General features: G+C 65.9%; 18 protein-coding genes. 10 read left to right on the top strand and 8 right to left on the bottom strand.

What is annotated here, in order from left to right:
- Positions 1-130 precede the first annotated feature (130 nt).
- Positions 131-706: a glycosyltransferase family protein gene (locus AC066S_RS10720; RefSeq protein WP_126260439.1), complete on the top strand. Its 576-nt coding sequence runs from the start codon at positions 131-133 to the stop codon at positions 704-706.
- 62 nt (positions 707-768) lie between these two features.
- Entirely contained in the window at positions 769-1,698 is a 930-nt protein-coding gene (locus tag AC066S_RS10725) for a bifunctional helix-turn-helix transcriptional regulator/GNAT family N-acetyltransferase (RefSeq protein WP_478269627.1), read from the top strand.
- Positions 1,699-1,987: 289 nt separating this feature from the next.
- Here the strand turns inward: AC066S_RS10725 and moaB are convergent, their stop codons facing one another.
- The gene (moaB, locus tag AC066S_RS10730) at positions 1,988-2,551 is read right to left on the bottom strand and encodes a molybdenum cofactor biosynthesis protein B (RefSeq protein WP_126260441.1); all 564 of its coding nucleotides are present in this window, start codon (positions 2,549-2,551) and stop codon (positions 1,988-1,990) included.
- A 220-nt stretch (positions 2,552-2,771) separates the two neighbouring features.
- Positions 2,772-3,713, bottom strand: a complete 942-nt coding sequence (gene ypfJ, locus AC066S_RS10735; RefSeq protein ID WP_135167771.1) for a KPN_02809 family neutral zinc metallopeptidase — start codon at positions 3,711-3,713, stop codon at positions 2,772-2,774.
- Positions 3,714-4,137: 424 nt separating this feature from the next.
- On the opposite strand from ypfJ, the gene AC066S_RS10740 reads away from it, so the two are divergent.
- The 3 genes from AC066S_RS10740 (at position 4,138) to AC066S_RS10750 (ending at position 6,596) form a co-directional block, all read left to right on the top strand.
- Positions 4,138-5,268 (top strand): DNA methyltransferase, encoded by a 1,131-nt coding sequence (locus AC066S_RS10740; protein WP_478269628.1) that lies wholly within the window; start codon positions 4,138-4,140, stop codon positions 5,266-5,268.
- Positions 5,269-5,457: 189 nt separating this feature from the next.
- Positions 5,458-5,784: a hypothetical protein gene (locus AC066S_RS10745; RefSeq protein ID WP_126260444.1), complete on the top strand. Its 327-nt coding sequence runs from the start codon at positions 5,458-5,460 to the stop codon at positions 5,782-5,784.
- A 125-nt stretch (positions 5,785-5,909) separates the two neighbouring features.
- Positions 5,910-6,596, top strand: coding sequence for a glutathione S-transferase family protein (locus AC066S_RS10750; RefSeq protein ID WP_126260445.1), 687 nt, complete (start codon positions 5,910-5,912; stop codon positions 6,594-6,596).
- A gap of 56 nt (positions 6,597-6,652) precedes the next feature.
- On the opposite strand, the gene AC066S_RS10755 is transcribed toward AC066S_RS10750, so the two are convergent.
- The 3 genes from AC066S_RS10755 to AC066S_RS10765 form a co-directional block, all read right to left on the bottom strand.
- Complete coding sequence (locus tag AC066S_RS10755; protein ID WP_164718937.1) at positions 6,653-8,662, bottom strand: HAMP domain-containing methyl-accepting chemotaxis protein; 2,010 nt, start codon at positions 8,660-8,662, stop codon at positions 6,653-6,655.
- A 327-nt stretch (positions 8,663-8,989) separates the two neighbouring features.
- Entirely contained in the window at positions 8,990-9,124 is a 135-nt protein-coding gene (locus AC066S_RS10760; protein ID WP_126260573.1) for a YjiS-like domain-containing protein, read from the bottom strand.
- Between the two features lie 86 nt (positions 9,125-9,210).
- Complete coding sequence (locus tag AC066S_RS10765) at positions 9,211-9,654, bottom strand: nuclear transport factor 2 family protein (protein WP_126260447.1); 444 nt, start codon at positions 9,652-9,654, stop codon at positions 9,211-9,213.
- Positions 9,655-9,745: 91 nt separating this feature from the next.
- On the opposite strand from AC066S_RS10765, the gene AC066S_RS10770 reads away from it, so the two are divergent.
- A complete protein-coding gene (locus tag AC066S_RS10770; protein ID WP_126260448.1) occupies positions 9,746-10,669 on the top strand; it encodes a LysR family transcriptional regulator in 924 nt (307 codons plus the stop codon).
- 100 nt (positions 10,670-10,769) lie between these two features.
- On the opposite strand, the gene AC066S_RS10775 is transcribed toward AC066S_RS10770, so the two are convergent.
- Positions 10,770-11,390: a glutathione S-transferase family protein gene (locus AC066S_RS10775; RefSeq protein ID WP_126260449.1), complete on the bottom strand. Its 621-nt coding sequence runs from the start codon at positions 11,388-11,390 to the stop codon at positions 10,770-10,772.
- Positions 11,391-11,513: 123 nt separating this feature from the next.
- On the opposite strand from AC066S_RS10775, the gene AC066S_RS10780 reads away from it, so the two are divergent.
- Positions 11,514-12,791: a flavin-dependent oxidoreductase gene (locus tag AC066S_RS10780; RefSeq protein WP_478269629.1), complete on the top strand. Its 1,278-nt coding sequence runs from the start codon at positions 11,514-11,516 to the stop codon at positions 12,789-12,791.
- A 181-nt stretch (positions 12,792-12,972) separates the two neighbouring features.
- Here AC066S_RS10780 and AC066S_RS10785 read toward each other — a convergent pair whose 3' ends face one another.
- Both AC066S_RS10785 and mutY read right to left on the bottom strand, forming a co-directional pair.
- Positions 12,973-13,392, bottom strand: coding sequence for a PaaI family thioesterase (locus AC066S_RS10785; protein WP_126260451.1), 420 nt, complete (start codon positions 13,390-13,392; stop codon positions 12,973-12,975).
- A gap of 53 nt (positions 13,393-13,445) precedes the next feature.
- Positions 13,446-14,564, bottom strand: coding sequence for an A/G-specific adenine glycosylase (gene mutY / locus AC066S_RS10790; protein ID WP_126260452.1), 1,119 nt, complete (start codon positions 14,562-14,564; stop codon positions 13,446-13,448).
- A 162-nt stretch (positions 14,565-14,726) separates the two neighbouring features.
- Between mutY and AC066S_RS10795 the strand changes: the two genes are divergently transcribed.
- The 3 genes from AC066S_RS10795 (at position 14,727) to smc (ending at position 19,698) form a co-directional block, all read left to right on the top strand.
- A complete protein-coding gene (locus tag AC066S_RS10795; RefSeq protein ID WP_478269630.1) occupies positions 14,727-15,224 on the top strand; it encodes a DUF721 domain-containing protein in 498 nt (165 codons plus the stop codon).
- Positions 15,225-15,358: 134 nt separating this feature from the next.
- Entirely contained in the window at positions 15,359-16,015 is a 657-nt protein-coding gene (locus AC066S_RS10800) for a DsbA family protein (RefSeq protein WP_478269631.1), read from the top strand.
- 218 nt (positions 16,016-16,233) lie between these two features.
- Positions 16,234-19,698, top strand: coding sequence for a chromosome segregation protein SMC (gene smc, locus AC066S_RS10805; protein ID WP_126260455.1), 3,465 nt, complete (start codon positions 16,234-16,236; stop codon positions 19,696-19,698).
- Positions 19,699-19,722 lie beyond the last annotated feature (24 nt).

Consider the following 19,722-nt stretch of genomic DNA (forward strand, 5'->3'; position numbering starts at 1 on the left):
ATGACTGGCTGCGGTTTACCATCGCACGCCGAAGCGCCGCCCGAAAGTTGCACTCGGCAACGCGACCGGTTTATGACAGCATCATAACGAGCTACGCTTCTCCCGAAGTGCGGACATTGAAGCCTCAATCATGCTGAGCGTCATCATTCCGACCGAAGGCGTCGAGCAGACGGCGGTGGCGACATTGGCCGCGCTGGTGCCCGGCGCCGCCGCCGGTGTCGTCCGGGAAGTGCTCCTGGTCGACGGCACGCGCAACGGCGTGATCGAGCGCGTTGCCGACGTCGCAGGCTGCCGTTTCGTCGGCTTCGAGGGGACCTCGCGGGGCGCCGCGCTCGCCGCCGGCGCGCTCCAGGCGCGTTCGCCCTGGTTGATGTTCCTGCCCGCCGGCGCCGTGCTGGAAACCGGCTGGATCGATGAGACCACCCAGTTCATCCAGGCCGTTGCGACCAGCGGACGGGATCGGGCCGCAGTGTTCCGCTATGCGCGCTCGCCTTATGCAGATACCGGATTGCGCGATATCCTCCGGGCCGCGGCACGCGGGCTGATTGGCCCGCTCGGCGACCAGGGACTTCTGATTGCCCGTGCTCATTACGACCGGATCGGCGGCTACCCGCCGCAGGCCCGACGTTCCCAGGCACAGCTGCTCCGGCGGCTCGGCCGCTCGTCCCGCACCATGCTGCGCAGCCGCATCGTCATGATCGGCTGAGATGAGCTAATACTTGCCAAAGTCAAATAACTATTTGACAATGGCAAGTATTGAGGTGATCCATGCCGATCGACGGTACCGACGACCACATTGCAGCGGTCCGCGCGTTCAACCGCTTCTATACCCGCAAGCTTGGCGTGCTCGACCAGCATCTTGGAAAGAGCCCGTTTTCCCTCAGCGAGGCCCGGGTGCTGTATGAGCTCGCGCAGCGCGACGACCTGGCGGCCAAGGAGATCGGCAACGAGCTCGGTCTCGACCCCGGCTATCTCAGCCGTATCGTCCAGAGCTTCGATGAAAAGGGGCTGATCACGCGCAGGCCCCTGCCCGCGGATCGCAGGCAATATCAGCTCAGCCTCACCGCCAAGGGCCGCCAGGCGTTCACCAGGCTGAACCTGAGTTCGCAAAATGAGGTCGCCGCAATGCTGGCCCAGCTTTCGGCCAGCGATGCATCGCGGCTCACGCAGGCCATGGCGACCATCGAGTCCGTGCTGGAGCAACGGCGAACCCAGCCCGCGGCTTTCATGCTGCGCAGCCATCGCGTCGGCGACATGGGCTGGGTGATCTCCCGACAGGGCGCCGCCTATGCCGCGGACTACAGCTGGGACATCAGCTACGAGGCACTGGTCGCCGAGATCTGCGCACAGTTCATTCGGAACTACGACGCCGCGCGCGAGCACTGCTGGATCGCGGAAGTCGGCGGCGAGCCGGTCGGCTCGGTCTTCCTGGTCAAGGCCACGGACGAGATCGCCAAGCTGCGCCTGTTGCAGGTGGAGAAGAAGGCACGCGGGCTCGGCGTCGGCCGCGCGCTGGTCGAGCAGTGCATCCAAGGCGCGCGCGAGCGGGGCTACAGCAGGATGACGCTGTGGACGCAGAGCATCCTGGTCGCCGCGCGCGGCATCTACAAGAGCGCAGGCTTCAAGCTCGTGGCCACCGAGCCGCACCACAGCTTCGGGCAGGATCTGATCGGCGAGACCTGGGAGCGTGATCTGTGAGCTTGCTGCGGGCGAAATGCGCATCGTGGCGAGATGCACATTGATGTGCCCTCTCCCCTTGCGGGAGAGGGCGTCTCCGCAGGCTGACACAGATTCGCTTGGGTGATGGGTATGCCTCCGCGAGCGTCAGTGCATGTGGATAGCACCCCTCATCCTGCGCCGTAGCCGAAGCTCCGCTTCGGCGTTCCTAGGAACGGCGGCCGGAGGCTGCCTATGCCACCTTCTCCCACAAGGGGAGAAGGGAAGAAGTCCGTGCCTCGATCAACTGGACATCATCCGCACAACGCACTCACGCCGTCGCGCCCTGGGCCTTCGGCCTTCGCAGATGCTCGTCCAGGCGCGGCATGATCTCGACGAAATTGCAGGGCCGCGTACGGTAGTCGAGCTGGGCCGCAAGGATGCCGTCCCAGCCGTCGCGGCAGGCGCCGGGCGAGCCGGGCAGGCAGAAGATGTAGGTCGCGCCCGCAACGCCCGCGGTGGCGCGGCTCTGGATCGTCGACGTCCCGATCTTGGCGTGGCTGAGCATGTGAAACGCGATCGAGAAACCGTCCATGCGCTTTTCGAACAGCGGCTCGATTGCCTCCGGGGTGACGTCGCGACCGGTGAAGCCGGTGCCCCCGGTGGTGATGACGACGTCGACGCCGGCATCCGCGACCCAGCGGCGAACGACGTCACGGATCGCCTCGACGTCGTCGGTGACGATCTCGCGCGCGGCGAGACGGTGGCCGGCAGCGGTGAGACGATCGGCCAGCGTCTGGCCGGACTTGTCATCCGCCAGCGCACGCGTGTCTGACACCGTGAGCACCGCGATGTTGAGCGGGATGAACTGCTTGGTTTCGTCGATGGAAGCCACGACCTCACTCCTGTTTCCCCAGCCTCCGCCGTCATCCTGAGGTGCGCGCGCTGCGATGCACTTGCATCGCAGGGCGAGCCTCGAAGGATGGGCCAGGGGCTCGTCCTCCTTCGAGGCTCGCCAAAGAGGCGAGCACCTCAGGATGACGCCACTACTTCTGAATCCTAAGATGCACAATCACGCATCATAATTCGTGCTGCGTCGGGGCATGAACTCGTGGCTACAGCGCCCCCGCTCCGAACGTGTTGCAGGCCTGGACCGTGCCCTGCTGATAGCCGGTCATGAACCACTGCTTGCGCTGCGCAGCCGAGCCGTGGGTGAAGGAGTCCGGGACGACGCGGCCCGTCGACTGGCGCTGCAGCGTATCGTCACCGATCGCGCTCGCCGTGCTCAGCGCAGCCTCGATGTCACCCGGCTCGAGGAAGTTCGGACGCTTCTTCGCCTCGCGATTGACCCAGACACCCGACAGGCAGTCGGCCTGCAATTCGACCTTCACCTGGAGCGCATTCGCCTCCGCCTTCGAGCCCGCCTGCTGCTGCAGCCGCGTCACCCGCGGAATGATGCCGAGCAGGTTCTGGATGTGATGGCCGGCCTCGTGCGCGATGATGTAGGCGGTGGTAAAATTGCAGGCGGACTTGCCGGAGCAGCCGCGGAAGCGCGTCTCGACCTCGCGGAAGAAGCCGGTGTCGAGGAAGATGGTGCGGTCCGGCGGACAATAGAACGGGCCCATCGCCGACTGCGCCATGCCGCAGCGCCCGCCATTGGTGGCGTTGCGGAACAGCACGATCTTCGGCCCGGTATAGGACTGGCCCGAGGCCTGGAAGATCTCGGTCCAGCGATCGTCGATCTCGCCGAGAATGCCCGAGATCATGCTGCCCATCTCGTCGGTCGGCGCGCCGCGCTTGCCGGAGGAGGCCTGGCGGTCGGTCTGGTAGCTCGGGGCATGGCCACCGCCGGTGAGGATCTCGGCGCCGCCGATCAGGATGCGCGGATCGATGCCGAAGGCGTAACCGACGAGACCCAGGATGATGATGGTGCCGATGCCGAGCCCGCCGCCGCCGATCGGCAGGCCGAATCCGCCGCCTCCGCCGCCGCCAAAGCCGCCACCTTCGTCGCGACGATCCTCGATGTCGTCGCTGCGGCGGAAGTCATCGTAACGCATGGCGGCCTTCCTTTGGGGTCCCTGATTCAGGTTCGTCGGCTTCGTCGGACGCATGAACGCGAAAGCTCAACGCGCCACACACGTAAAATTTCCGTTGCTTTTATCAATATCGTGGTCGGCAAAAATTGCCTAGTGCGGCAACATGCCGATGCCAGCAATTTTTTCCGAGGGTCGAGCAATTTTTTCCGAGAGAAATTTGCGGCCCCATTGAAGCCATGATTGCTTCCGCGACCCAAGCAAACGCGAAATCCCCTGTAAAACACAGCGAATCCTCACGACAACATGCACGCAGAACGCGACTCGAGGCCTGCTCAGCAAAGCGGCGGGTTAAGTCGATTTTTACTTTGCCGCTTCAATGTAACGGTCAGTCGGTTGTTTGGTCCCGCGTCGCCGACAGCGTCGCCTGAGTCAGAGTTCTTGAGTCATGGTAGAGTCGCGTCGCGGGGCGTCTGCAAGGGCGCCCCGCACAAATTTTGAGTCTCCTTCGCATCGCGTCATCCTCGGCGATTGCGTCGCCGAGATGTCGAAGCTTCAGGCCGGTTCGGTCGATCTCGTATTCGCCGATCCGCCCTACAATCTCCAGCTCAAGGGCGATCTCAAGCGCCCCGACGAATCCCACGTCGACGCCGTCAACGACGACTGGGACAAGTTCGATTCGTTCTCCGCCTATGACGATTTCACCCGCGCCTGGCTGCTTGCCGCCCGCCGCGCGATGAAGCCGTCGGCGACGATCTGGGTGATCGGCTCCTATCACAACATCTTCCGCGTCGGCGCGATCATGCAGGACCTCGGCTTCTGGCTCCTGAACGACATCGTCTGGCGCAAGTCGAACCCGATGCCGAATTTCCGCGGCCGCCGCTTCACCAACGCGCACGAGACCATGATCTGGGCCGCGCGCGACGAGAAGGCCAAGGGCTACACGTTCAATTACGAGGCGCTGAAGGCCGCCAACGAGGACGTGCAGGCACGGTCCGACTGGCTGATTCCGCTCTGCACCGGCGAGGAGCGGCTCAAGGGCGCCGACGGCAAGAAGGTGCATCCGACGCAGAAGCCCGAAGGCCTGCTCGCCCGCGTGCTGTTGTCCTCGTCGAAGCCCGGCGATCTCGTGATCGATCCGTTCAACGGAACCGGCACCACCGGCGCGGTCGCAAAACGTCTCGGCCGCTCCTATATCGGCTTCGAGCGCGACAAGACCTACGCCAAGGCCGCCGAAGCGCGCATCGCCGCGGTCGAACCGTTGCCGGAAGCGAGCCTCGCCCCGTTCATGACCGCGCGCGAGGCGCCGCGGGTCGCGTTCTCCGAGCTGATCGAGCGCGGCATGATCATGCCCGGCACGAAGCTGTTTGACGCCAAGAAGAAGCTCGGCGCCCTGGTGCGGGCCGACGGCGCCATCATGTTCGGCGACAAGGTCGGCTCGATCCACCGCATCGGCGCGGTGGCGCAAGGCGCGCAAGCCTGCAACGGCTGGACCTTCTGGCACGTCGAGACCAAGAAGGGTCTCAAGCTGATCGACGAGCTGCGCGCCGAAATCCGCGCCGGCATGGCCGCGGAATAGCCGCTTCCCCTCCGTCATTCCGGGGCTCGCGAAGCGAGAACCCGGAATCCATCCAACTACAGCACAGGCGGCCCAATGGATTCCGGGCTCGCGCCAAGAGGCGCGCCCCGGAATGACGGCGCGGTTGAAAGCCGCCTCTACGAGGACTAGACTTCCCCGATCAGCCTCCGTCCTGGCCGGCCTGCTCTCATGCGACGACAGTCCGAGACATTGCTGTTGGTGCCGCTGCTGCCGATCTTCCTGGTCGGCATGTTTCCGATGTTCCTGATCGCCCTGCTCGGCTTCTTCGGCCTCGCACTATTCGGCGTGCTCGTGATCTGCGTCGGGCTCGCCAGCAGCAACGAGGCTCACGACAATTTCAATCACGACGTGATCGTGCACGGCTACGCGCGCGGATCGGAGCGCGCCGCGCGGGCCTCCGACATGCATCTCGCCGCGCGCCTCGGGCTGCGCCTGGAGGCGGTCGGCGTGGCGATGATTGTTACGGCGGCAATCGGCCTTTGTTATGCCGGCTGATCTGCGTGGCGCGCAGATACCGCCCGGCAAACTCGCCGGTTGCTCTCTCCGACCCGGTTCGGGCAAGAGAGGCGGCGCGGCAACGACGCTGCATGCGTGCCTGGCAACAAACCCTGGGGAGATCGATGCTCAAATTCTATTTCAACGGATCGCCGAACCCGACCAAGGTCGCGCTCTATTTGGAAGAGAGCGGCCTTGCTTTCGAGCCGGTGAAGATCGACACCCGCAAGGGCGAGCAATTCACGCCCGATTATCTGAAGATCAATCCGAACGGCAAGGTGCCGGCGATCGACGACAATGGGACGATCGTGTTCGACTCGAACGCCATCCTGCTCTATCTCGCCGAGAAGACCGGCAAGTTCCTGCCCGCCGCGAGCCTGCGCGGCGAGACGCTGTCATGGCTGATGTTCGTCGCCACCGGCGTCGGCCCCTATTCGGGCCAGGCGGTGCACTTCAAGCATTTCGCGCCGAAGGACCAGAACCACGACTACGCCCATAACCGCTACCAGTACGAGACCGATCGCCACTACAGGATTCTCGACGCTCACCTCGAAGGCCGCCGCTACATGGTCGGCGACAGCTATTCGATCGTGGACATGGCGCTGTGGGGCTGGGCGCGGATGCTGCCGTTCAAGCTCGGTGACGACGCCTTTGCGCGATACCCGAACGTGAAGCGGCTGGTGGACGAGATCTCGGCGCGGCCCGCCGCAGCGCGCGCGATCGCCTTGAAGGACAAGTTCACCTTCAAGGCCGAGATGGACGACGAGGCGCGCGCCAACATGTTCAAGCACATGACGACCAAGGTCGCCTGATCGCGCGACCTCACCGTCGGGCCACGCGCTTGCGCGCGGCCCTTTGCCTTCAAGACTCAGGCGGCGTGAACCGAGCTCAGGAACTTGGCGACTTCCTGCTTGAGCCGGTTGCTGTCGGCCGACAGCGAGCGCGCCGCGGACAGCACCTGCGACGAGGCCGATCCGGTCTCCGACGCCCCGCGCTGCACGTCGCCGATATTGGTCGAGACGCGCTGCGTGCCATGCGCCGCTTGCTGGACGTTGCGAGAAATCTCCTGCGTCGCCGCGCCCTGCTGCTCCACGGCGGCGGCCACCGTCGACGAAATCTCCGACAGCCGCTCGATGGTGCCGCTGATCTCCCTGATGGCGCCGACCGATTGCTCGGTGGCAGCCTGGATGTTGGAGATCTGCTGGCCGATCTCGCCGGTGGCTTTCGCGGTCTGCTCGGCCAGCGCCTTGACCTCGGAAGCGACCACGGCAAAGCCGCGGCCGGCATCGCCGGCGCGCGCCGCCTCGATGGTGGCATTCAGCGCCAACAGGTTGGTCTGGCCGGCGATGGTGCTGATCAGCTCGACCACGTCGCCGATCCGCGCGGCGGCCTTGGAGAGTTCACCGACATGCGCGTTGGTCCTGCTCGCCTGACCGACGGCCTCGCCGGCGATCCGGGCGGATTCCTGCACCTGGCGGGCGATCTCGGACACCGAGGAGGACAGCTCCTCGGTCGCCGAGGCGACCGCCTGCACATTGGCCGAGGCCTCCTGCGAGGCGCTGGCGACCTCCGTCGACAAATCCTGCGCCCGCGAGGCGGTCGTGGTCAAAGTGCCGGCGGAGGCTTCGAGCTCGTTCGACGCCGACGATACCGTGTTGACGATCTCGCCGACGGCCTGTTCGAACTGGTCAGCCATCCTGACCATGTCCTTCTTGCGGGTTTCGGCCTGCCGCTCCTCGAGCTCGGCCTGCTCGGCGCGCATGCGCTCGGTGTCAATCATGTTGTCCTTGAACACCTGGATCGCCTTGGCCATGTCGCCGATCTCGTCGGCCTTGCCGCGACCGGGGATCTCGACCGCGAGATTTCCGCCGGCAATCAGCCCCATCGCACGCGTCATCGAGGTCAGGGGACCGACGATGCTGCGGGCGATCAGGAAGGCGACGATGCCGCCGAACAGGATGGCCAGACCGCCTGCAATCTCCTGAACGGTTGTCGTGCCGGCGATCACGTCTTCGGCGTGGGTGCGCGAATCCTGATAGTCCTTCTTCAGGGTCGCTTCAGCGACCTTGAGCCGGCCGATGCTGTCAACGATGAGGGGCGCGAGGCTCTTGTGGTAGATCTCGTCGGCCTGGAGCATCGCGGCGGAGGTCGTCTCGAACGCGGATTTGTAGATGCCGAGCGCGGTCTTCACCGGCGCGAGCGTGGTTCGCAATTCGGCTGCCTGCGGGCTCTTTTCGATCGCCGCGAGCCGTTGCGCCGCCCTGTCCACACTGGCCCGGAAGTTGGCCGGCCCCTGGGTGTCGCGCAGCGCCAGGAAACGCCAGTTTGCGACCCGGACAAGGAGGACCCTGGATTCGAGGTCGGCAACGAGGGCTGCGGTGTCTTCGTCGACGGCTGCGCGCGCCGTATCGACCAGCTTGCCCATCTTGACAGCCAGCTCCTCGCCGCTCGGCAGCAACGTCGCCTTGCCCGTCCGCGCCTCGTTGACGGCGTCTCCGAGATTGTCACGCAGGCGTCGCATCTTGGCGACGTCGTCGATGAGGCCGTTGTAGAGCGCGCGCCGCTCCTCCGAGAGCGTGCCCTTGGCGCCGACCCGCAACAGCTCGGTCGCCGCAGTTTCCCGCTCTTGCGCCTCCTTCATCGCGGGTTCGTTGGCATCGTAGACGTAGCGCAGATTGGCGCGCTGGATGGCCTGAAGGTGGGTCGAGATTTCCAGCACCCGCGCCGTGCTGTCCGAGAGCGCGGATTGTCTTGCGACCTGATCCTGCACCACCCGCAAATTCCAGATGGCAACCACGGCCATCACGAGACCAACCGCCACCAGGGCCATGAAGCCTGCGTACAGGCGTCCCCTGATCCGCAAACGAAACTTCGGCATTCCCACTGTCCACCACGATGCATTTCACTTCGAGCGGCCGAACGAGTCCGGCGATCGTCACCGGCCACCCCGGCAGCCGTGAGTCGCGTCCTTGCGACCCACGCTGCACCGCGACACAATGGCGGACACTCGTTAATTGAACCTTCCCATTTTTCGCGCGCGCCAAAGCGGCGCGCACAAAATCTGCTGATTTTGTAGCCAGTTGCGCGACGCCTCGGCGTAAGGCGTGCACCCCCATGCAGATAACCGCATGGGGTTGCCAGAATGCGTGCTTGTTAGATGGTGGCCTCCCGCAATCCGCAGTGCTGAATTCCTGCCTCTTCACCTTCATTTTCGTCGGATGGGCCGCTTCAGCTGAAACTCAATCTCCGAACGAGACGTCCCGCAGTCCTGAAGCTCCCGCTCGCTCATGGCTGCGAGTTGGCAGCGCTGGCGAGAGCGCTGCCGTTGAATCCGGACCATCTCCGCCAGCGATCGGAAGACCGGCACGACCCATGCAAACCGGAGCGGACGCCTCCAGCTGGCGGACCAGATGGCGCTCAACCCGGTCAGCTCGCAGCCCTCATCGCTGCTTGCGGAAACGGGCCCAGCGCCCTCTCCGTCAGGATCGAGTCGCAGTACTCGCGGATCTCCTTGATCTTGCCGTTCTCGAGACGGAACACCAGGCAGTAGTCATTGTCGTAGCGCACGCCCTCAGGCGTGACGTTGTCGCCCTTGGCCTCCACGACGACCACGTCGCCGTCGGCGATGAAGCGGTGCGCGACCGTGCGCGTGCGGTCGCGCAGGCGGGTGCGCACATAGCCGTGCAGATCGTTGAGGATCGCCTCCTTGCCCGAAAAGGTGCGCGACCAGGAATACTGGCCGGTGACGACCCATTTGGCGTCGTCGGCAAGGCTTGCGGTGAACAAGGCGCGATCGCGCGCGGCCGGATCGGGATTGGCGGCAGCGGCGAAAATATCCTGCATCAGTTTCTTGTTGGCGGCAGCGCTCATGGCGGCATCTCCGTTTGGTGAGAACACGGAGATCTTCCGGGAGGGAAGAGAATTCTTCAAATCGATAGAGAATATGATATCTATTCACAGCATGAATTTGACTTCGCTTGACCTCAATTTGCTGACTGCACTCGACGCGCTGCTGCGCGAGGCCAATGTCAGCCGCGCGGCGATGCGGATCGGCCTGTCACAGCCTGCTACCAGCCACGCTTTGCAGCGCCTGCGCGATATCTTCGGCGATCCGCTGCTGGTGCGCACCGGCGCACGGATGGAGCTGACGCCGCGGGCGCAGGCCCTGCGCGCGCCGCTCGCTCAGGCGCTCGACCAGGTGCGCGGGCTGTTCGTGCCTGACGACTTCGATGCCGCGCGCAGCGAGCGGCAATTCCGCCTGATGATGCCGGACTTGGCGGTCGAGCTGCTGATGCCGCCGCTGATGGAGAAGGTGACGCGGGCTGCGCCCAACGTCCGGATCGACGTCGTGCCATGGCGGGGACCTGCGATCTTTCACGCCGAGTTCGCCCGCACCATCGATCTCGTGATCTCGATCGGCAACGCCTTCAAGGGCTTTCACCGCCAATTGCTCTACACTGACAGCGATGCGCTGGCCGTGCGGCGCGGCCATCCCATGACGGCGAAGCTGAAGCGGCGCGAGACGTTCCTCGCCGCGCGTCATGTCGGCGTCATCATTCGCGGCAATGCCGAAGATCTCATCGACACCTGGCTGCGCAGCAAGGGCATCGAGCGGCACATTTCGCTGGTGGTGTCGGGCTATCTCGAAGCGCTGCACGTCGCCGCGCGCACCGACCTCGTCGCCTTCGTGCCACGCCGGCTGATTGCCGCACTGTCGAAGCAACTCGGCCTCGTCACAGTGACGCCGCCGCTCGATCCCGGGATCGACGAGCAGTTCATGTTCCATCCGACCCGGGCGCAGATGGACCCCGGCTCCATCTGGTTGCGACGGCTGATGCTGGAGACGGGACGGGAGCTGGAGCAAGCCAAGCGCAAGTTCTCGTAGGGTGGGCAAAGGCGCAAAGCGCCGTGCCCACCATCTTCCGCGGCAACGAACCGATGGTGGGCACGCTTCGCTCTGCCCACCCTACAAAGCCGGAACGTTGTTACGCCTTCTGCGCTTCCATCACCTTGCGCACCGCGGGGCGCTCCGACATGCGCTTGAAGTGATCGGCGATCTTCGGCGTCGCATTGATGTCGACGCTGTCGCCTTCGAGCCAGGTGGCGATCGTGAACAGATAGGGATCGCAGATCGTGTACTGCTCGCCCATCACCCAGGGTCCCCTGAACATCTTCTGCTCCATCAGCGCGAAGCAGGCCGCCATGGTCTTCGGAACCATCGCCTTCATGTCGGCGAACGAGCTCTCCTGGGTCGCCCAGCGCGCGCCGCGCATCTTGTGGGCATGGTTGATGTGCACGGTCGAGCACAGATAGGAGTTGAACGACTGCACCTGGGCGAAGTCGAAGGGATCGTCGAGCGGCGCGAGCTTCGCCTTCGGGAAGGTCTGGGCGAGATAGGCCAGCATCGCCGGCGTCTCGGTCAGGACGCCGCGATCGGTCACCAGCGCCGGCACGCGGCCCTTCGGGTTGATCTTGAGATAATCAGGGCTGTTCTGCTGGTTGTCCTTGAAGCTCAACCGTTCGGCCGTGTAGTCGGCTCCGGCCTCCTCCAGGGTGATGTAGGTGGCGAGCGCGCAGGTGCCGGTGGCGTAGTAGAGCTTGAGCATGTCGGACCTCGTGGGGAAAATCCGAGGTTAGCGGCCCTCCGCCGCGCCGTCCATAGGCGACCTCTTCGCAGTTGCCCACCGCCGCCCGCCTGTGCCAAGACGCCTTCAATCGGAGGGGATCTCATGACCGTACTCATCGCCGGTGGCGGCATCGGCGGGCTGACGCTTGCGCTCAGCCTGCACCAGATCGGCGTTCCCGTGAAAGTGTTCGAGAGCGTCGCCGAGCTGAGGCCGCTCGGCGTCGGCATCAACGTGCTGCCGCATGCGGTGCGCGAGCTGATCGAGCTCGGGCTGCTGGACAAGCTGGATGCCAGCGGCGTGCGGACGCGCGAGCTCGCCTATTTCTCCAAGCATGGCAAGCCGATCTGGAGCGAGCCGCGCGGGCTGGAGGCCGGCTATAAATGCCCGCAATTCTCGATCCATCGCGGCACGCTGCAACAGCTGCTGCTCGATACCGCGATCGAGCGGCTCGGCCGCGACAACATTCTCACCAGCCATCATCTGACCGGCTGGACCGAGACCGCAGAGGGCGTGCGCGCCGACTTCATCGACCGCGCGACCGGCAAGGCCGCCGGAACCCATGAAGGCGCGATCCTGATCGCCGCCGACGGCATTCATTCCGCCGCGCGAGAAAAGCTCTATCCGAACGAAGGCCCGCCGATCTGGAACGGCCGTATCCTCTGGCGCGGCGTCACTCCGGCGAAGGCCTTCCTCACCGGCCGCACCATGATCATGGCCGGGCATGAGATCCTGAAATTCGTCTGCTATCCGATCAGCAAGGAGCCGGACGCGAACGGCAATCATCTGATCAACTGGGTCGCCGAGCGCCATATGCCGCCGACCTATCGGTGGCGGCGCGAGGACTATAACCGCACCGCGCGCCTGGAGGAGTTCCTGCCCTGGTTCGAGAGCTGGCAGTTCGACTGGCTCGACGTGCCCGGCCTGATCAGAGACTGCCCGCATGCCTATGAATATCCACTGGTCGACCGCGATCCGGTTTCGCAATGGACTTTCGGCAAGGTCACGCTGATGGGGGACGCCGCGCATCCGATGTATCCGATCGGATCGAACGGCGCCTCGCAGGCAATCCTCGATGCCCGCGTCATCACCCGCGAGATTCTCGCGCATGGACCGACCAGCGCGGCGCTGCTCGCCTATGAGGCCGAGCGCCGGCCCGCCACCACCGATCTCGTCCTGCTCAACCGCAAGAACGGCCCCGAGCAGGTGATGCAGCTGGTCGAGGAGCGCGCGCCCGGCGGCTATAAGATCGTCACCGACGTGCTGTCGCAAAAAGAGCTGGAAGACATCGCCGCCAATTACAAGCGCGTCGCGGGGTTTCAGGTCGAGGCGCTGAATGCGAAGCCGCCGATCGTGAGCGCAGGTGCGCGCGCTGGGGTTTGAGCGTTCGCCGCGAGCTCCTGTTCACCTCGCCCCGCTTGCGGGGAGAGGTCGGATTGCATCGAAGATGCAATCCGGGTGAGGGGGCACAGGTCTCACGACAATCTCACCCGGAGAGAGAGACCCCTCACCCCACCCTCTCCCCGTAAGAACGGGGCGAGGGAGCGAAAGAGTGGTGCCCGCCTTACTTCACAGCCCTCGCCGCCTCCAGCAGCCGCTCGCTCGCGCTCGCTGTCGCCAGCACCGTGCCGTCCTCCGCCATCAGCTTCGCCTCGACGAAGGCGATAGTCTTGCCGAGCTGCGTCACCCTGGCTTCGCCAATAATCGTCCCAGGCCGTGCGGGGCTGAGGAAATTCACGGTCATGCTGATGGTGGTCGTGTAGAGCCGGCCTTCGCTCATCACCAGCACCGCCGGCCCCATGGTGTCGTCGAGCATGGCCGAGAGCATGCCGCCCTGAATGAACCCTGCGGGGTTGCAGAACGCCGGCTTGCCTTCGAAGGAGAGCCTGATCCAGCCTTCCTCGGGACGGGCGTCGAGCAGGCGCCATCCCAGCAGCTCGGCACAGGGCGGTCTTGGAAAGTTGTCGAGTGCGGTCTTGACCATTGGCAGCCTCCGGTTCGCAACCCCGATAGCGCAACGCTGCTGCCAGCGTGCTGTCAGGAGGATCGGCGCGGTGGAAGATCCAGCGCGTGTGCGATGACCTTGCGCATGACGTTGGGCAGCGCTTCGCCGGCAAGGGTCGCGGTCGGCACCCAGCGCATGCCCTCGGGCGCGCGCGTGCGCGCCGCCGCCTTCGCCGTATAGACCACGAGCTCCAGCGGAAAATGCGTAAAGACGTGGGTGACCACGCCCACCTTGCGCTGCCAGCGTGACAATCCCTTCAACTCGGGCGCCTGCCGCTTGGCGGTCGCATCGTCCTGGCCGGCGAGCCAATCCGAGCCGGGCACCTCCGTCATGCCACCGAGCAGCCCCTTTTCCGGCCGGCTGCGGACCAGCAGCTCATCGCCACGCGTCACGACGAAAGCGGCCCCGCGCCGCAACGTACCGCTCTTCTTCGGCGCCTTGCGCGGGAAGGTCTCCTGCGTGCCTTGCGCACGCGCGATGCAATCCTCGTTCAGCGGACACAGCGAGCACGCCGGCTTCTTCGGCGTGCAGATCGAGGCGCCGAGATCCATCAGCGCCTGTGCGCTGTCTCCGGCCCGGCTGTCGGCCAGCAGCGTCGCCGCCAGTTGCTGGATCAGCGCCTTGGCCTGAGGCAGCTCTTGCTCGACCGCGAAGAGCCGCGACACCACCCGCTCGATATTGCCGTCGACCGGCATGGTGCGGCGGTCGAAGGCGATCGCCGCAATCGCCGCCGCCGTATACGGCCCGATCCCCGGCAGCGCGCGCAGGCCCTCCTCGGTGTCCGGAAAGATGCCGCCATGCGCGCGCGTCACCGCGACGGCGCAGGCATGGAGGTTGCGTGCGCGGGAGTAATAGCCGAGCCCGGCCCACATCCGCAGCACGTCATCCTGCGAGGCGCTTCCCAGCGCCGTGACATCCGGCCAGCGCACGACGAATTTCTCGAAATAGGGCCCGACCGCCTTAACCGTGGTCTGCTGCAGCATGATCTCCGACAACCAGACGCGATAGGGGTCCGACGCCTGCCCCGGCGCGGCGCGCCAGGGCAACCGGCGGCGGTGGCGGTCGTACCAGGCGAGCAGGAGGTTCGGGCGTGATGTTGCTTTCGACGGCGCGGGTTCCGGCCTGGCCTTGAGGGCAGATCTGGGGCTCATGCTCTTACCCTAACCGACGTTGAGCCGATCTCTCCACGTCATGTCCGCACTTGTCGCGGGCATCCACGTCTTTCTTCGCGGGAGAACGTGGATGGCCGGGACAAAGTCCGGCCATGACGGCGATGCGCATGTGGCCCGCCCGCCAAAATGCTATAAGGCGCCATGTCCAAATCCGGTCCCATCTTCAAACTCGGCCCCATCAGCGCCAAGCCGCTCGGGATCCTGCTCGACGACGTCTTTGCCGAGGCCTATGCCAAGCAGGGGTTCGCGGCGCGCGAGCTGGTGACGCGGTGGGCGCAGATTGCGGGAGCCGAGATCGCCGCCCATGCCGAGCCCTTGAAAATGCAATGGCCGCGGCCGGTCGAGGGGCAGCCGCAGCAGCCGGCGACCCTGGTGCTGCGGGTCGAGGGGCCGATGGCGCTGGAGATCCAGCACTCCGCCGACGTGATCCTGGAGCGGGTCAATCGCTTCTTCGGCTGGAGCGCGGTCGGCAAGCTGGCCTTCCGCCAGGCCCCGCTGTCGCGGCCCCAGGCCCGGAAGCGGCCCGCCCCGCCGGACCCCAAGAGCGTCGCCAAGGTGGCGGAGAGCCTGGGGGAGATTGAAGACGAAGAACTGAAGACGGCGCTGGCCCGGCTCGGGGCCGCCATCAAGCGAAATTGAGCCTCATTTCGCGGCCAATCTGGACCGATCCCTGTCGCGCGCCATTGCCTCAAACCACGTTTCAAGCTAGCGACAGGCCGCCCGGGAACCTTGCCAAACCTCGGGGCGAGACCACGCCAATTCGGGAGCCGACCGTGATCATCACCCGCCGCGCCTTCACCACGATGCTGTCGCTGACCGGGCTTACCGCGCTCGCCGGGCTCTCGCCGCTCCGCTTCATCTCCGACGCGATGGCGCAGTCGGCCGCCGACGTCGCCAAGCCGGTGTCGCTGCCCGACATGGCGCTCGGCCCGAAGGATGCCGCCGTCACCATCACCGAATACGCCTCGATGACGTGCCCGCACTGCGCCGTCTTCAACGAGCAGGTGTTCCCCAAGATCAAGAAGGAATACATCGACACCAACAAGGTGCGTTACATCTTCCGCGAGTTCCCGCTCGACATCAAAGCCGCCGCCGGCTCCATGCTGTCGCGCTGCATCGCCAAGGACGACGCGCCGAAATATTTCGCGGTCACCGACATGCTGTTCCGCCAGCAGAACGACTGGGTGGTGAAGAACACCACCGAGACCCTGACCCGGATCGGCAAGCAGGCCGGCCTCACCCAGCAGCAGGTCGAAGCCTGCCTGAAGGACCAGGCGCTGCTCGACAAGATCGCCGCCGACCAGAAATACGCCAGCGACGTGCTCAAGGTGGATTCGACGCCGACCTTCTTCATCAACGGCGAGAAGATCAAGGGCGAAACCTCGTTCGAGGAGTTCGCCAAGAAGATCAATCCGCTGCTGAAGAGCTGATTCGCACGCGACAGCTCTGATTCGCGCATCCGAAAGCCGTATCTTTCCCGGCATAAATCCCTTGGGAAAAGCGGCTTTCGCCGGTTGCCCTCGCTGCCCACCGCGGCCATTGTCCAGCCGCATGAGGCGCCTCGCGCGACTCGCCCGGATACCGACATTGCCTTCCATGGTATTGTCCCGGCAGGGGGATTCGCGCCTGCCAACAGAGATGCGTGCTTATGAAAATCACCCGCCTGCGCCTTCACGGCTTCAAGTCCTTCGTTGAGCCCACGGACTTCGTCATCGAGCCCGGCCTGACCGGCGTGGTCGGACCCAACGGCTGCGGCAAGTCGAATCTCGTCGAGGCGCTGCGCTGGGCGATGGGCGAAACCTCTTACAAGAGCTTGCGCGCCGCCGACATGGACGCGGTGATCTTCGCCGGCTCCGGCAACCGTCCGGCACGCAACCACGCCGAAGTGACGATGACGATCGACAATGCCGATCGCACCGCGCCGGCGGCGATGAACGACAGCCAGCTGCTCGAAATCTCTCGCCGCATCGAACGCGAGGCCGGCTCGGTCTATCGCATCAACGGCCGCGACGTGCGCGCCCGTGACGTGCAGATCCTGTTCGCCGACGCCGCCACCGGCGCGCGCTCGCCCGCACTCGTCCACCAGGGCAAGATCGGCGAGATCATCCAGGCCAAGCCCGAGCAGCGCCGCCGCGTGCTGGAAGACGCTGCCGGCGTCGCCGGCCTGCACGCCCGCCGCCACGAAGCCGAGCTGCGGCTGAAGGCGGCCGAAACCAACCTCACCCGCGTCGAGGACGTGATCGGCCAGCTCTCCGGCCAGATGGAAGGCCTGAAGAAGCAGGCCCGCCAGGCGGTGCGCTATCGCGAGGTCGCGGCCAAGGTCCGCAAGGCCGAGGCAACGCTGTACCATCTGCGCTGGATCGGCGCCCATGCCGACGTCAATGAGTCCGGCCAGACCCACGACCTCGCCGTCCGCGAGATGGCCGAGCGCACCCAGCACCAGGCCGAGGCCGCCCGCATCCAGGCGATCCGCGCCGCGGAGATGCCTGCACTGCGCGATGCCGAAGCGCGCGCTGCGGCCGGGCTGCAGCGCCTCACCAATGCCCGCGAGCTGCTCGACCGCGAGGAAGAGCGCGCCAAGGAGCGCGTCGCCGAGCTCGAGCGCCGCCTCGCCCAGTTCGAGGGCGACATCTCGCGTGCCCAGCAGCAGACCATGGATGCCGACGTCGCGCTGCAGCGGCTCGACACCGAAGACGCCGAGCTGAAGGAAGAGATCAAGTCGCGCGTCGAGAAGCGCTCCGGCGTCGACGAACGCGTCGCCGAGGCCGAGGCGGTGCTGACCGAAACCGAGCAGCAATTCGCCGAGCTCACCACCGCGCTCGCCGACCTCACCGCCAAGCGCAATCAGCTCGAGGCCAACGTCCGCACCCACCGCGACAAGCTCGCCCGGCTCGACCAGGAGATCGCGAACGTCGCCGCGGAAGAGCAGAAGCTCACCGAGGCGACCGGCGGCTTTGGCGATCTCGATGAGCTGACCGCGCTGGTCCAGACTGCGGAAGAGACGCTGGCGGCGTCCGAAGCTGCGGCGCAGGCCAGCGAAGCCGCCCACGTCGCGGCCCGCCAGACGCTGGAATCCTCGCGCTCGCCGCTGGTCGAAGCGGACAAGCGCGTGCAGCGGCTCGAGACCGAGGCGCGCACGATCTCCAAGATCGTCAACGGCGAGACCAAGAATCTGTGGCCGCCGATCATCGACGGCATCACCGTCGACAAGGGCTTTGAAAAGGCGATCGGCGCCGCCCTCGGCGACGATCTCGACGCCCCGATCGACCCGTCGGCGCCGATGCGCTGGACCAATGTCGGCCACACCGAAGGCGATCCGGAGCTGCCCGAAGGCGCCGTGCCGCTCGCCAACCACGTGCAGGCGCCGGCCGAGCTGGCCCGCCGTCTGGCCCAGATCGGCGTGGTGCCGCGCGAGCGCGGCGCCGAGCTGGTCTCGCAGCTGAAGACCGGCCAGCGGCTGGTCTCGCCCGAAGGCGATGTCTGGCGCTGGGACGGTTTTGTCGCCGCCGCGCATGCCCCGACCGGCGCCGCCCGCCGCCTCGCCGAGCGCGCCCGCCTCGTCGACATCGAGAACGAGCTGGAGCAGGCCCGCATCGATGCGCAGATCAAGCGTCAGGCGCTGGAGAACGCCGAGTCCGAGCTGCAGATGGCGGCGAGCACCGAAGGCGCCAGCCGCGAAGCCTGGCGCGCCGCGCAGCGCGAGCTCAACGTCGCGCGTGAGCGTCATGCCAATGCCGAGCGCGAGATCAGCCGCCATGCCGCGCGCAAGGCGACGCTGTCGGAAGCGCACAGCCGTCTCGCCGCCGACCGCGCCGAGGCCGAGGCTGCCTACGAATATGCCGAGGCCGGCATCAGCGAGCTGCCGTCGAGCGAGGACACCGAGACCCGTCTCGCCGCCGTCCGCAGCGACATCGAAGGCCACCGCCGGATCGCCGCCCAGGTCCGCGCCGAAGCGCAGGCGCTGGCGCGCGAAGCCGAGCTCGCCGACCGCCGCGTTCAGGCGATCCTCGCCGAGCGCACCGAGTGGCAGAACCGCAAGGAGAGCGCGGCCTCCCATATCGACACGATCCAGGCCCGCATCGCCGAGCTCACGATCGAGCGCAGCGAGCTCGAAAACGCGCCTGCCGTGTTCGCCGAGAAGCGCAGCGCGCTGATTACCGAGATCGAGTACGCGGAGAACGACCGCCGCATGGCCGCCGACGCGCTCGCCACCGCGGAAAGCGCGATGGCCGAGACCGACCGGGTCGCCAAGCTGACGCTCGAGGCGCTCTCCAGCGCCCGCGAGGCCACCGCCCGCGCCGAGGAGCGCATGGAAGGCGCGCGGCGCCGGCTCGAAGACGTCGAGCGCGAGATCCGCGACATGCTGGAGGTCGAGCCGCAGGCCGTCGCAGGCCTTGCCGAGATCGAGCCCGGCGCCGAGCTGCCGCCGCTGCACGACATCGAGGAAGACCTCGAAAAGATGCGCCGCGACCGCGAGCGTCTCGGTGCGGTCAATCTGCGCGCCGAGGAGGAGCTGCGCGAGGTCGAGACCCAGCACAACGGCCTGGTCACCGAACGCGACGACCTCGTTGAGGCCATCAAGCGGCTGCGCCAGGGCATCCAGAGTCTCAACAAGGAGGCGCGCGAGCGGCTGTTGACCTCGTTCGAGGTTGTCAACAACCACTTCAAGCGCCTGTTCGTCGAACTGTTCGGCGGCGGCGAAGCCGCGCTGCACCTGATCGAGAGCGACGACCCGCTGGAAGCCGGTCTCGAAATCATCGCCAAGCCCCCGGGCAAGAAGCCGCAGACGCTGTCGCTGCTCTCGGGTGGCGAGCAGGCGCTGACCGCGATGGCGCTGATCTTCGCGGTGTTCCTGACCAACCCCTCGCCGATCTGCGTGCTGGACGAAGTCGACGCGCCGCTCGACGACCACAACGTCGAACGCTACTGCAACCTCCTGCACGAGATGACCGGCTCGACCGACACGCGCTTCATCATCATCACGCACAACCCGATCACGATGGCGCGGATGAACCGCCTGTTCGGCGTCACCATGGCCGAGCGCGGCGTCTCCCAGCTGGTGTCGGTGAGCCTACAAGAAGCCGTGGACATTCTCGACCAGAACGTGGCGTGAGGCTGCTCTCGTCCTCCACCCATT

It is taken from the genome of Bradyrhizobium sp. CFUWI, from assembly GCF_056429085.1.